This window comes from Leptospira noguchii serovar Panama str. CZ214, assembly GCF_000306255.2.
GTDB classification, from domain to species: domain Bacteria; phylum Spirochaetota; class Leptospiria; order Leptospirales; family Leptospiraceae; genus Leptospira; species Leptospira noguchii.
This window is the reverse complement of sequence record NZ_AKWY02000009.1, coordinates 20,149-34,917: the sequence shown is the minus strand read 5'-3', so window position 1 is coordinate 34,917 and position 14,769 is coordinate 20,149. Positions and strand designations below refer to the sequence as shown.

Sequence of the window (14,769 nt, the reverse complement as noted above, 5' to 3'; positions counted from 1 at the left end):
AAGCTAAACGAACCTTTAGATTTTAGCAATTACTTAAAATTATATAATAGAGTATCTAAGGCCCTATTATAGACTGAGATTTGTTTGTAAACAATACTCTATTGTATAAGATTAGAAATTACAATCGCGGTTTCTTTTGAGGTTTGTAATAGATTTTAAAATGAATTCGATGTAAAAAAATCACAGCGAATAAAAAAAATTCAATGCTGTTTTGTATGGATCGCAGCGTAATAATCACTTTCCCATAGGTTATACCGAACTCAAGTTGAAATATGTTTATTGGAAAGTTTTCTTTTTATTAAACGATTACATTAAACACTAAAAAAACTCTTGTCGAAACCAGGAAAAACATAAGTTGTATTGTTTTTTGGGGTTGGAGAATTGTTTTTTTATTTTAATTCAAGGATCACAAAAAATCAATATTCTTTTTGAGATTTGTAAAAAATGAAAAATAGTAAGTTATGGTTTTTGAAATTTTTAAGTGTGGTTTCGTTTTTTATAAAAATATTCTCTAATTTTTATAGAACGATTTTTTGTGATTTATCGAAACAATTTTTATTTTTTTCAATATTTCTATCTTATTTTTTGATTATATTTTCTATTTCTTCTGAGTCGGTTCAGAGAATACAATCATTAGACGAAATTATTAGTCTGGATTCTACAAAAGAACATGGTTGGGAAATTACTCTACAAAAAATAGACCCGATTTCCTTTTCTAACTCATATTTGAAAGATCAAAAAAATCCTAATATTCAGTTGGAGGCTTACGAGGTTCCTGGGGTGTATATACTTCCGGAGGAATCCGTTCAAACTGCATTTATAGTTAAAAAGTTTATTGCTCCAAAAAATTGGAAAAGTTCAGGGCTTGCCATTCGGCTAGGCACTCTGACGGATAAGGATAAAACGTATTTAAACGGAACCTTGATTGGTGAAACTGGGGATATGAATTCTATTTTACCTCAAGCATATGATAAAATTCGAATTTATCAAATTCCAAATGGTCTGATACGTAATGGCGAAACAAATATACTCGTAATCGAAGTTAAAAAATACTTTCAGAAAGAAATAGGAATTGAACAAGATAAAACAGCAATTGGAAATTCTCTATTAATTCAAAAAGAACTGCTAGAAATTGAGTATATTAAAATTCTATTATTAATAATTTATATAACCGTGGGTGTATATTTTCTTTTTCTTTATTTTCGTCGCAGAACCGACCGCGAAAATTTATACTACGGTTTATTTACAATCTTACTCGTTTTATATCAGTTTTTAAGAAACCAGACTAAGTATGATCTGGGAATCGAGTTCATTTATATGAAAAAATTAGAATATATAGTTCTCGCTTTCCTGGTTCCTCTATTTGCAAATTTTATTCGTCTCTATTTTAAATATCCGAAAAAGACTATTTTAAAGGTATTAGATGGCTCGTATGTTTGTTTTGCACTTTTTTACTTTGTTTCAAATAATGTAGAACATTATAATTTTATAAATAAAAATTTAGTTCAATACGGTTGGATTCTTTATTTAGGAATCACATTGGATTATTTGATTCGTCGTGTGATTGTAAAAGACAGAGATGCTTTATTGATTTTAATTGGAGTTTTGATTACGGTATTTGCTGCGTTTTTGGATACTTTGGGTGCAAGAAACGTATTCGTTTTTCCGAGGATTGTAGGTTATTCTTTTCTATTTTTTATTTTAAGTATTTCAACAATTCTTGCCAATAAGTTTGTTCGATTAAACGAGGAGGTTGAGGAACTCAATTTGAGTCTAGAAAAAAAAGTAGAACAAAGAACTGAAGAATTAAGGCTTTCTTTAGAACAAGTTAATCGATTAAAAATTCAACAAGACGCGGACTATTTCCTTACTTCTCTTTTGATTAATCCACTTTCCTCAAATAAAAATACGAGTGATGTTATTAGAACGGAGTTTTATACAAAACAAAAAAAGTCTTTCGAATTTAAAAATAAAACCTATGAAATCGGAGGAGATATTCTGATTTCGGGTAACGTAGAACTTTGCGGAAAAAAATACGTTGTGTTTGTAAACGGGGATGCGATGGGAAAATCAATTCAAGGAGCTGGAGGAGCGCTTGTTTTGGGAACCGTGTTTAATACAATTCTTACTCGATCTTCAATTTCGTTACATCAAAACAAACAACCAGAAAAATGGTTGGAAGAGGCATTTTTAGAACTTCAAAAAATTTTTGAATCCTTTGACGGCTCTATGTATATTTCCATCGTTTTGGGATTAATTGAGGAAAACACGGGACTTCTTTATTATATCAATGCGGAACATCCTTGGACGGTTCTGTATCGGAACGGCGTCGCTTCTTATATTGAAGAAGAATTGACTCTTAGAAAAATAGGAATTCCAGAAAACGAAGAACATCTTGTAATTAAAAATTTTCAAATGTTTCCAGGGGATACGATTGTGATCGGATCGGATGGAAGGGACGATCTTTTGATCGGAAAGGAAGAAAATCGTGTCGTTAACGAGGATCAAAATCAGTTTCTTAAAAGGGTGGAAGAGGGGAATGCCGATCTTAGGAAAGTATATGAGGAAATTCTAAAGTTTGGAGTGATTTTAGATGATCTCTCTCTGTTAAAAGTTACTTATAATCCAGAAGGTAGTAAAACAAATGAATAACGCTCATTTCAATTTTTACTTAGAACTATAGAATAGAGTTGTTGAAAATTTCATATCTAATTTTAAAAAACGGAATTATTCATTCACTTTAATTAGTAAGATATGGAAGGAAATTAATTTTTCAACAACTCTGATATTTAATATTTTGCACTTAACTGGACTTTTGTGATAAAAATTTGTGTTATTCTGTAGTGCTCAGCAGTAAGTAAACTAAACTTCAACTTTCAATCATTTTAATATATCAAGTTTGGGTAAATGTCTCTTTGAATTCAGGCATTGGTGGGTGCATTACAAATTTTATTGTGTAGAATCGTGAAAGGGTTTCAAACACAGGAAGTTTGAAGTATAGTTTTTGAAAAATTAATTCTCGATAAGCTTCTCTTTGATGGAAACGATCGATTGAAGCAGTTTTGTTAAACTGAACTATAGGATTTTTCAACAACTATAGTAATTTTTTGCTACAAATGCGTGTTTAATGAATTATTGTGATCATTTTAAAAAATCAGTTTTCATCTAGATAAATTTTAATCGCCTCTTTTAAAACGCAGAGCCCGATTGAAAGAGAATCCTCGTCTATATCAAATTTAGAACTATGATGTGGATAAACAAATCCCTTTGCTTCGTTTCTAGAGCCTACAAAAAAATAACAACCTGGAACTTTCATAAGAAACGCGGAGAAATCTTCTCCTCCCATGGACTTTGTGTTTTCCTCTGTTAAACTTTCTTTGCCAAGAATGTTCAAAGAAGCTTTGCGTACTATGTTTGCCATTTTAGGATTATTGATTGTAGGTTGATTTGTTCTTTCGTAACGAATAGATACGGTAGCGCCTAACGCAGATGCTATTCCTTTTACCACTCTTTCTAACCTTTCAGGAACTTCTTCAAACATTTTTTTAGAATAGGTTCTAACCGTACCTTTTAATTCTGCGGTTTCCGGAATTACATTAAATGCGTTTCCAGAATGAAAACTTCCCACGGTTACCACGCAGGAATCTAAAGGGTCGGTATTTCTAGAAACGATGGTTTGTAAAGAGTTTACGATTTGAGCGCCTACTATAATCGGGTCCACTGTATGTTGAGGCATAGCGCCGTGGCCACTGATTCCTGAAATTGTAATCGTAAATTCGTCAACCGCCGCCATCATAGGTCCGTCTACAACTCCTATTTTTCCAATTGGAATATGATTCCATACGTGTAAAGCTAGGGCAGCATCTATGTGATATTTTTCTAATATACCTTCTTCTATCATTTTGTCAGCACCTTGCCCACCTTCTTCCGCGGGTTGAAATACCAGTAATACTTTTCCCTTGGGGAGAATGGATTGGATGTTCTCTTTGATTTCCGTTGCCAGTCCCATAAGAATGGAAGTATGAGCGTCGTGACCACAAGCATGCATCACTCCGTCATGAACCGATTTGTATTCTTGATTGGATTCTTCGAATATGGGAAGCGCGTCCATGTCCGCGCGTACAAGAAGAGTTTTTCCAGGTTTACCAGAATCGATCAAAGATACTACTCCGGTTTTTGCGATTTTATCCTGGAAGGAAAGACCTAATTTTTTGAGATGATTGATTACGTAATTAGAAGTTTGATTTTCTTCATATCTAAGTTCTGGATGTTTGTGAATTTGTCTTCTGTATTGAATGAGTTCGGCTATTCTATTGGAAGTTAGGGTGTGTTTCATACTAAAACCATTTTACTTTTAAGAACTATTTTAGAAAAGAATTTTAGATTTTTTTAAGAACTTAGGATAAAATTATTTTATACAAATCTGTGACTTGAGATTTTAAAAATTTCTCATGAATTATGTTATTTCAATTAATAGACAAAATTATTTATGTTTGATTCAAAAATTAAAATAGAGATTTTTTCTAGACAAAAAAGATTTGGATTTGTTGTTTAAAACATTTGATCTGATAGTTTCTAAAATAAAAAAGTATATTTAATTATTATAAAGTTATAGTAAACTTTTTTTGGAAAAGAGAATGAGTTTGTGTAAATTCGGGAATGAATGAAATGAAAGATTATATATTATGAATTTATGGAATAACCGTTTAGATAAGTAAGAGCCGGTCTCAAAACTGTTTGTAGAGAGAAAGGGTAATAATATCAATGTGAAATGGACAAATATTATTCAGAGATACCGGATGCACTTTGGAAACAAATAGCCCCATTAATCCCGAAAGAAAATGTAAATCCGAAAGGAGGTCGCAATCGAGTACCAACACGAGTAGTAATGTCAGGTATCATCTATCGAATGAAAACAGGCTGTCAGTGGCGTGCCATTCCGAATGAGTTTGGATCAGGCCAAACTTGTCACAGAAGATTTCAAGAATGGGAACGAGCAGGAGTATTCAAAAAGATTTATAAATCTATTTTAAAATATTATGATGTAAAGAATCAAATAGCATGGGACTGGGCTTCGATGGATTCGGCAATGGTTAAAGCTCCCAAAGGGGGAGCTTAACTGGGAAAAACCCTACAGACCGTGCCAAATTAGGGGTTAAACGACATATTCTTACAGATGGAAATGGAATTCCTTTGGCAATTACATTGACTGGAGCTAACGTTCATGACAAACACGGTGTAAAAGATACGTTGAATTCAATCCTAATATTTTCCGGAAAAAGAAGAAAGAAGCCAAAACATATTTGTTTAGATAAAGGTTATGATTTCAAAGATATAGAAGTTTTAATCAAAAGAAGAAACATTCAATCTCATATTCGGAAAAAAGGTGAAAAGCCTCTTATCGGTAAATATAAAGGAAAACCTAGACGTTGGGTCGTTGAAAGAACTAACAGTTGGCACAATCGATTCAGGGCTATACTAATTCGTTGGGAAAGAAAATCTGAAAATTATCTCGCATCTCTTTATCTCGCAAGCTCTATCATTGCTTTTAACTTTTTTGATAGGTAGTTTTGAGACCGGCTCTTAGATGAATATTAGAGTTGTTGAAAAATTTCATAGTCCAGATGAAAAACTACTTCAATTGACTGTTTCCAGAAAACAGAAGTAGATGGAGAATTAATTTTTCAACAACTCTATTTGTCAAAAATAAAAAAGGAAAAATACCGTGATAAAAATAAAGTAGAAATAATCATTAAAGTCAACAAAGTCTTTTATAAAAGATATCTTGATATACCCGTTGATCTTGCTTTTGAAGTATGGTCGTCTCAGGAACACATTTCACAATTGGGGCTGGAAGGTTTTTCGTTAACGATTCAAAGTATAGATTTTTTCAATGATGGAATTTGGGACTTTATCATACATGGTCCTGATGGACGTGACTATATAAATATAGATATTAAAAAACCTTATTATAAACAAATAGGTGACGGAGATAAGGATGTAGATTTTCAATCGAAAATTATATTTGAAGAAGTCGGCGAAGATACAAATCTAACAATGGAACAGATCTTTTCGAACAAAAAAGAACTTAAAAGGGTTAATGAAAAATATGGTGCTATCGAAGGTGGCAAACAGCACGTGTATAAGTTCGGAAAGTATTTAGAGGCGCTTAAGTGGGTATAAAATTTGTCGAAGCCGAATTTTTTAAAAAATGAAGTTATAATAAACGAAATGCAATGATTCTTGTAAAAAAGTTTTTTTTGTATCGTTGACGCAGATTTGTTTTTACAGTATGGTATCTATGTCAACGATTCTTTTTTAACTAATAAAACAATCTTGTTTTTTCTTTTTGATTATGCAATTTACTGCAAGTTATAGTGCACATCTGTTGCTTGCGCATTGATTTACAGACATACTGTTTGGATATTCTCCTGTACCTCTTCTATCTTCACCTTCTCCGGTACAATTATTGTTAGAAATTAAAAAATCAAAGATACTTTGATAAGGTTCTCCTAACTGTATCGTTGCAAGCGCATCCAGAGTTCGATTCGGTCTTTCTAGGTTATTCATTACTTGGTTTGGATTCATGGTTGGTGTTAAAATTTCTCTATATCGATCAAGTGACGTCAAACGCCTGTTTGTTGGTATTACTACCAGTCCTTGAGAGGTTCTGAGAATTGGGACAGCATGTCTTGTTGTAGTTCCATCAGGACGTTGTCGATTTAATAATGCAACCCAAGTACTTCCTGGAGGAGAATCGATGAGCGTGTTTATGTGTGATAGTATTCTAGATCTAGAGCGGAATATTTCTGATAGATTCCATTCAAATTGAGGTAACAGAGTGATGGCATGTGTTAATGCGACCAGCCAAATTGTGTTATACGCCGGACCAAAAATGTCGCGTGCATTTGCTAATGTATTATCTAAAAGCGGATAACGTTGTCTAAACGAAATAAATGGATCCGTATTAGGGGCTGTATCAAAGAAGTAACCTCCACTCTGAAGAGGTCCTTGAGAATGATACTCTTGTAGTTCAGCTAACATCTGGAAACTTTGAAGTAAACAAACACCACATACTCCGCTGCCTTGAATTCCACGTATAGCTGAAGTCGCTATTTGATGAAGTCTCCTAATCCAAGCCTCAGTTAATTGAAAATCAGAAGGTAAGGTTCTTTTGATTCTTTTATGTACAAGACTTTTTTTATTACCAGCTGGACAATACCGATCTGTTTTTCCAAGATTAGAAGCTGTATAACGTGTCCAATCCAGTAAATCTTTATCAACAACAAACAAAGAAGTGGGACTATGGGTAGTATCCTTTTCTAAATAAGAAAGTTTGACTGCATAGGCAACACCCCAATTAGATCCATATCTTGTAACTCGCAACACATTGCCTTGGTAATCTGTGATCATTCCTCCTTTTTCTGTTTCAAGAGAAACATTCCAAAAAGCTGGATTATCCTTGCTGATCGCTGCGTCACTACACAATGCCCACTTCACCCAATTCCAATCCGATTTTCCCACTTGAGAATACATACAATAGAGAGAGCCACTTACTGGATCATACTGAGCAAGATGTCCACTTTCAGGATTGTAGTAGAAGGGCGTAGTATTTTATCCGAACCTCCCCAACGACAAAGTAACGTTCATTTCCTTGAGTAGTTTGCAAATCCCAAGCAATGGAAGTTTGAATACTGATGTTTCCAGGAGTGGCTATTGTTTAATCCAATCATTCATAGAATCGTATAACTTCGTATAATGTATGCTATACGAAGTTATTACGTGATCGTACAAGGTCTGAGGTTTACATAGTTCCAATTTTCTTCCCCTCTAATTACTGTTTCCGGTGCAGTGATACATAACCAAGTGTCTTCAATATAATAAGAAATTCTTTGAAACACGTCGTATCTCGCATTCATAACGTGACGTTCCCAGCATTGTTCAATCTGAATATAACTCTCGCCTCCGCTAAAAATAGGGGCGTAGCAAAATTTACCCCCGTCGCTCACAACGATTTTGATCGCTTTATCTTTTGGTGGATCGGTAGGTTTCTGAACGATCGAGTAATTAGCCTTTGGTGATGAAGCAGCTTGGACGCGAGTATGACTTTCACCATACTCAAAACCAACTCCAATCGAGATTAACAGAACTACTATTAACACTTTCTTCCAATTACACATCTTTTATCCCTCTGTATTTTCAATTCAATAAAACGACTTCTTATACAATTTAAATCTAATGATCTTAAAATCTTTGCATAAAATCTCGGTTTTACAGCCATCATCAATATTAAAAATCTATATTGTATCTAATTTCCTAATTTACGCAATAGATTATTTAAAGTTCTGTTTCAAAATGAAATCTTACAATAAAATAGAATGCGACAAAGTTAAATATTTTTATTAAAAAATATAATAATATTATATAAATATAATATTATTAATAAATTTATTTGTAACCGGATGTATTACGGAGCTTCAGATAGGATCATTCCAATTCAGAAAGCAAAAAGAAAACTACATTAGAGTTTTTAAAAAATGAATTTTCTCTATCTATTTCTGTTTTATAGAAATGGTCGATTGAAACAATTTTGTTAACTGCCATTATGGATTTTTTCAACAACTCTATTCTTTTTTAGATCGTTTTTCTGACTCCAAAGCACCGTAAGTTTGAGACAATTCTCTGGTTAAAACAGGGACTTAGACGTTCTATTCTATAACTCTAAGTAGTTCTTATCGATTTGTGAATTTTAATAAAAATAAATGATAATCAGCTTATTTTTAACATACATACGAATTGTATCTGAGTTTAAATTTATTTTTTGGTATTAGTCTGAGCAGTAAATGCTGCTGATTTTATAAGAAAATCCTGTTTGAGTGAAAAATATATGATACTCTATTAAATAATTATTAGTAAAATCAAAAAGTTGATTGTTGGCTCATGCGGTTCCTGAATTTATAATTTGTAGTATTGAATTTTTTATTAAAATATAAATTTGGAAAATATTATGTGTTTATACTTAGTGGCATAATATTTTATGAATATTCTTTTTTTAATAAGTTTAAAATTGGATTTTAAAAAATGAAAAATTTTTTTATTAAAACGGAATTTTCGTTGAATGATGAACGTATGACAGAAATCTTATGAAGATATTTAATTTTACTGATTTTTGTGGAATTAAATTCCATGAGTTTTTATTATGTGGCGTTTGTTCAGAGATTATATAAAAAAATGTTTGGTATTTTGTTTTGAAATAGGATTTTATTATAAAATTTGAGACACTCAATTGTATAACAATCAGTAGGTAAGATTGTATAGCTTTTTTTTGAATTTTATAAAAAATCCATTTAGTTCTTAATAGGTTTTAAAAAATTAAAGTTGTTGAAAAATGAATTCTCTATCTGTTACATGAAAAAAATTGATTGAAGCAGTTTTGTTAATCTGAACTATTCAATTTTTCAATAATTTTATTGTCCTAATTTTCGGGATGTTCGTTTTGTTTTAAATCTTAGAAGAAGATTGTATAGAGCATTTGTCCGCCTACGTCTATACTTTTTACGCCACCTGAAATTTCTTTAGAAACCAATGGATTTCCTCTCATTCCAAAACCTTCCGAAACATTTTCTCCTGTAGGAGTTTGGATCACATTATTTTGCGCCCAGGTTTTTCCGGTAAAATATGCGTGTGTCAATTGAATCAGATAGATTCCAATAGTAACCCCAGCCGCAGTATGTTTTGCTTTTTTATAATCTCCTTCGTCGGAACGGATCGAGTTAAGAGAATTCAAATTTCGTAAAGTGTTAAATTCAAAGACCAAATTTAATTCAGGAGAAGTTACCGTAGAAGAATTGGAACCTAAAAGTAGGTCTGTAGTAAATTGTTGTCCTATGATTTTTTCTATCTTTTTGTCGTATGCTTTTGCCCTATCTTTTTCGGCGGCATCTAATCCAAAATAAGAAAACAAGGAAACGAAGAACAAAGTGGAATAGCTAACGCCCCAACCGTTTTGTCTCATCGTATTGTGACCCCAACCAGGAAGAATCGCGGATTTCCAAACCGGCTCCCAAGGATTTCTTTTTGCGGTAATATAACTTTCCCAATCACCGTCTCTTTCTTCTAAATATTTCTCCAGTAACGCTAAACGTTTCTGAACAATTTTATAACTATTCTCTTTAATCATCTGTTCGAGATAAATCGTATCTAGTTGTTCTTCTTTATCACTTTTTTTACCTTCTTTATTCAGTTTCTTTTTTTCGATTTCTAAAATTTTGGCGATTTCCTGTTCGTCTTTGATTTCTTTGAAAATGATTTTAAGAATTTTAAATTTTCCTAATTTGATTCTCTTTCCGTCACGGATAATCGTAACCGTTTCTGGATCTTGGTCGATTACAGTTCCATAAGCTCTATCTCCAGATTTAAAAAGAATCGTTTCTCCAAAGATCAGACTAGGTAAAAGAAGAATTAGAACTAAAAGAAAAACTTTGTATTGAATAACACTTTGTAAAGAATGTGTAAAAAATTTCATAAAAATAAAGTTCCTAAAAAATTAAAATGAATGTTTCAGTATTCATAGAAGATTCAAAATTGCAATTTATTTCCTAATTTTTAAGATTTTATTTAGAGAACTTTTAGAAGTTGAAAGATCCTACTGTTGATAACTTATAGAATAGAACGTTAGAACTTTGTCTTTATTACCAAGACAATTCTATGGGTTTATCAAAAAAGTTAAGATATAACGTCTTTATATAAAATTCGTAAAATCAAATTTCTATGTGAGATCGTATAGAAATTTATTTCCAATCGATTTAGGTTGTATGATTTTGTATCGTTACTTTTTCTTAAAATCTGTTTTGATTTTAAATGAAAAAAACAAGCGATTTCTAATTAAAAATTGATTTAGATTTTGGCTAAAATCCTGGATTTAAGAGTTGTTAGTTGATTGTGTTCGGATTTGTAAAAAAGTAAGACATCTATTTAGTTTGAAATCGTTTTATTTTATGAAGAGAACCCATAGTTCAACGCGATCTGTCGAACGGCCTATGGGAAGTGAGATGCTGAAGTTCTTTCGCATCGATTTTTTTCGTGTTAGTTCAGGTTAACAAAATTGCTTCAGTTGCCTGTTTTTATAAAGCAGATGGAGAATTAATTTTTGAACAACTCTAATAGATTATCGTGGACTTTTGAGACAAATTTTCGGTTTAAAGACAAAATTTTAGATACTCATATAAAATTCTAACTATAAGCTATCTCAAAAATATCTTAGAATCGACATTTTAAGTAAAGATAAAGTATTTTTGGATATATTTTATTTTTATTATGATTGGGTTTTGGATATAAAATTGTGACGGATATTATCGAATCTTAAAAAAGAAGATTTGAAATCATTGCCGTTTGATTTTATGATGATTTTACAATGAAAATAAAATTGGATTTTAAAAGACGGATGACGTTATGGATCGTTCTCGTTTTTTGTGGAACTGTATTTGCCAAGGAAACTGAAAAAAAAGAACCCAATAAAAATTCTTCTTCTAAACCAGTTGTTCAAGGATGTTGTAGAATTAAAATGGCAGGTGGTGGATACGATTACTTTATCAGTACCGAAGAAGAATGTGCCTCTCATAAGCAGTTTCATTCTTTTTTAAAAGAAAGAACTCTTTGTTTTGAATCCTTTCCGGAATGATTTTAAATCGGAATTGAATAAGATCGTAATAATCTTATACTTTCAAATTTTTTTTACTACAAAAACTCTGAAAAGATATTATGAGTTTGTTTCAAAAATTAGAATGTAGATTTTCTCTCAAAAAAGTTATAAATTTAAGAACACTTACATTTTCGCAAAAATCTCAGAAATCATTTTTATACATCTTGTAGAATTTTTTTTCCAATTCCTGATAAGATTGAGTACCGTAAATTTTATTGAGAAACTGAGTTTTAACTTAGAGCCTGTTTCAAAACCTAGTGACCCATAGAGAGAGGTGTTTACTGAGCGCCAGTAGAAGAGGGACACTTTAGTTCCATAAATGTGGGAACTGCTACAAAAATTTAACGATATTAGAACTGCTCGAATGTTCACAAATTACCAAATGCGACTTAATTTGTAGGAACTACTGCATTTTATTAAAAATTTCTAAAGAATTATCACATAAAATTCTTTTAGGTTTGGGAATAAATTTTAAAAATAATAGGAATTTTACTGTATAACTAAGTTCGTCATAAGGAATTCATTTTTCTGAAAAATGTTCGGATCTGAACTTTATGGATCCATTTCTAAAATGTGGGAACTCATACTATTTAAAAATTTGTAATGTAACTTAATTTGTGGGAACTCCCGATAGGTTTAAATTTTAAAAGTATATGTCGCTTTAGAAAAAATGTCAAATTGTATGTTCCGACAGTAATCACTCTATTTTATAGTTTTACGTAATAGGTTCTTTTTTCTTCAAAGGAAAATTCGAGTGAAGGCCGAAAATCTTTTCATACGAGGTTTTTCGGATGTCTACCGCACTCAAAAGAAAAGAAAGAAAAATTCAAATTGGAGAATTCTGGACTTCTCGTCAAAGACAATCTCATTCCATTCATTACAGCGTTAGTTACAGGGCTTCTTTTAAACCGGAGCTTCCAGCATTTTTTTTAGATAAGTATCTTTCTAAACATAAGGGAATTGTTTTGGATCCGTTTGGTGGTAGAGGAACTACTTCAATTCAAGCAAACTTAGACGGACATTCAGCCATTCATAATGATGTTAGTCCGATGTCTTTGTTTCTCGCCAAATCCAGACAGACGATTCCTTCTTTAGAAAGTATGGAAAAAATATTAAATCGTTTGGACTTAAAAAAGAAGACTAAGGAAGAAAAAGAAGACAAGGATTTGCTTACATTTTATCATAAGGACACGTTAACCGAAATTAAAAATTTAAAACGAATTCTTTCAACGAATTTTTCTCCAGAAATTCAATACATAGGAGTTACGGCTCTTTCTAGACTTCACGGTCATAGCGACGGTTTTTTTTCAGTTTATAGTTTTCCTCAGATTTCAATTCCCCCTGAGGCTCAGCGTAGAAATAATCAAAAAAAAGGAATCAAACCTGAATATAAGGAAATTAAATCTAGAATTCTTCAGAAGATGAAGCGAGATTTAAAAACTCCTCTTCCGCCATTTTATCATGAATTTTCGGGCAGAAATATTTATACAAATCATTCTTCTTTACACTTGGAATCTTTGCAAAATGAAACTGTGGATCTAGTGATTACTTCTCCGCCTTTTTTGGATAAGGTGAATTATGAGGAGGATAACTGGCTACGTTACTGGTTTTTAGATATTGAACTTCCAGATCATAAAAAGCCGAGTATGTTTTCTACCTTAAGCGCTTGGACCGATTTTATACGAGATACTCTGAAAGAACTTTCCAGAGTTTTAAAACCGGACGGTGTTTGTGTGATAGAAGTGGGAGATATTAAAAAGGGTTCGACCGTTTTTAATTTAGACGAATACGTGATTCATGCTTCGTCCGGTTCCGGATTGGAATGGGAAACAACTTTTATCAACGATCAAAAGTTTACAAAACTTTCTAACTGCTGGAATGTTTCAAATAACGAAAAAGGTACGAACTCCAACCGTTGTGTAGTGTTCAGAAGACGGTAACGGCAAAGCCGCTTTCATTTTTTTGAAAAGTGGTCGCACTTTCGATATAGAGTTTTTGAAAAATGAATCCTCCATCAGTTTCTCTTTAATGGAAACGGTCGATTGAAGCAGTTCTGTTAATCTGAATAATTATTCAACAACTTTAATGATCTTTCAAATTGCATTCTAAATTACGAATATAGACTTATATTTACACAAATGGTTTAGATTAATTAAATTCAAAATCATTTAGTCCTCTAACCTTTTTTCTTTAAAAAATGAGCAGTTTTACTCTTTATCAATTTCGGAAATTGACCGAACTTCAAAAGAGAAGAGGGTTACCTAAAAATGATGCGCTCACTTTGGACGGCTGCTACTGGGATGATCGCCCAGCAGTTTCATATAGATACGATTTCAAACAACCTAGCAAACGTAAATACAACCGGATTTAAAAAGAACCGAGCTGATTTTGAAGATTTGGTTTATCAACATCAGGTTTTGGCCGGAACTCCGGCAACTTCCGTAAGTGAAATTCCAACGGGGGTTAACGTTGGACATGGTGTAAGGGCTGCTGCTTCTCAAAAACTATTTGAGATAGGTTCTTTTCAAGCGACCGGAAATAAACTGGATATGGCGATCACTGGAGAAATGGGATTTTTTAAGATCCAGATGCCGGATGGAAGTTTCGCCTTTTCCAGAGACGGATCTTTTAAGATAGATTCAAATCAGCAAGTGGTGACGTCTAACGGATATCTTTTAGAACCTCCTCTGATTCTTCCAGAAGGTGCAATTCTAAACACACTTATGATTTCGGAACAGGGAGAAGTTACCGTAAAAGTAGGTGCCGACATTCGACCGATTGTGATCGGACAGGTGGAATTGTATCGTTTTGTAAACCCGGCAGGGCTTCAAGCAATTGGAAAAAACTTATTTCAAGAAACAGTAGCCTCCGGTCCAGAAATTCCAGGGACTCCCGGTATGGAGGGATTTGGAAACGTTTTACAGGGGTTTTTGGAAATGAGCAACGTAAAGATAGTGGAAGAAATGGTGGCTATGATCGTAGCTCAAAGAGCCTACGAATCCAATTCAAAAGCGATCCAAACTTCAGATAACATGTTGTCCACTGCGATTTCTCTAAAGAGATAAGAA

At 32.6% G+C, this 14,769-nt stretch carries 8 protein-coding genes and 1 pseudogene; 6 read left to right on the top strand and 3 right to left on the bottom strand.

What is annotated here, in order from left to right:
- Nucleotides 1-444: 444 nt before the first annotated feature.
- A complete protein-coding gene (locus LEP1GSC059_RS03990) occupies nucleotides 445-2,652 on the top strand; it encodes a SpoIIE family protein phosphatase (RefSeq protein ID WP_002177446.1) in 2,208 nt (735 codons plus the stop codon).
- A 502-nt stretch (nucleotides 2,653-3,154) separates the two neighbouring features.
- Here the strand turns inward: LEP1GSC059_RS03990 and LEP1GSC059_RS03980 are convergent.
- Nucleotides 3,155-4,336, bottom strand: coding sequence for a M20 family metallopeptidase (locus LEP1GSC059_RS03980; RefSeq protein ID WP_002177482.1), 1,182 nt, complete (start codon nucleotides 4,334-4,336; stop codon nucleotides 3,155-3,157).
- A 456-nt stretch (nucleotides 4,337-4,792) separates the two neighbouring features.
- Between LEP1GSC059_RS03980 and LEP1GSC059_RS22795 the strand changes: the two genes are divergently transcribed.
- A protein-coding gene (locus LEP1GSC059_RS22795) for an IS5 family transposase (protein WP_238323700.1) occupies nucleotides 4,793-5,568 on the top strand; the annotation gives its coding sequence in 2 pieces (ribosomal slippage) (nucleotides 4,793-5,117 and nucleotides 5,117-5,568; 777 coding nt in all).
- A gap of 129 nt (nucleotides 5,569-5,697) precedes the next feature.
- A complete protein-coding gene (locus LEP1GSC059_RS03965) occupies nucleotides 5,698-6,183 on the top strand; it encodes an SRPBCC domain-containing protein (protein WP_017214437.1) in 486 nt (161 codons plus the stop codon).
- Between the two features lie 189 nt (nucleotides 6,184-6,372).
- Here LEP1GSC059_RS03965 and LEP1GSC059_RS03960 read toward each other — a convergent pair.
- Nucleotides 6,373-8,180, bottom strand: a pseudogene (locus LEP1GSC059_RS03960) (DUF1561 domain-containing protein).
- A gap of 1,328 nt (nucleotides 8,181-9,508) precedes the next feature.
- Nucleotides 9,509-10,525, bottom strand: a complete 1,017-nt coding sequence (locus LEP1GSC059_RS03955) for an LA_0442/LA_0875 N-terminal domain-containing protein (protein ID WP_002177502.1) — start codon at nucleotides 10,523-10,525, stop codon at nucleotides 9,509-9,511.
- 888 nt (nucleotides 10,526-11,413) lie between these two features.
- On the opposite strand from LEP1GSC059_RS03955, the gene LEP1GSC059_RS03950 reads away from it, so the two are divergent.
- The 3 genes from LEP1GSC059_RS03950 (at nucleotide 11,414) to flgG (ending at nucleotide 14,766) form a co-directional block, all read left to right on the top strand.
- Nucleotides 11,414-11,680, top strand: a complete 267-nt coding sequence (locus tag LEP1GSC059_RS03950; RefSeq protein WP_036057035.1) for an LIC_11321 family protein — start codon at nucleotides 11,414-11,416, stop codon at nucleotides 11,678-11,680.
- Between the two features lie 812 nt (nucleotides 11,681-12,492).
- A complete protein-coding gene (locus LEP1GSC059_RS03945; protein WP_020980320.1) occupies nucleotides 12,493-13,641 on the top strand; it encodes a DNA methyltransferase in 1,149 nt (382 codons plus the stop codon).
- 330 nt (nucleotides 13,642-13,971) lie between these two features.
- Nucleotides 13,972-14,766 (top strand): flagellar basal-body rod protein FlgG, encoded by a 795-nt coding sequence (gene flgG / locus LEP1GSC059_RS03940; RefSeq protein WP_002732832.1) that lies wholly within the window; start codon nucleotides 13,972-13,974, stop codon nucleotides 14,764-14,766.
- The last annotated feature ends 3 nt before the right edge of the window (nucleotides 14,767-14,769 follow it).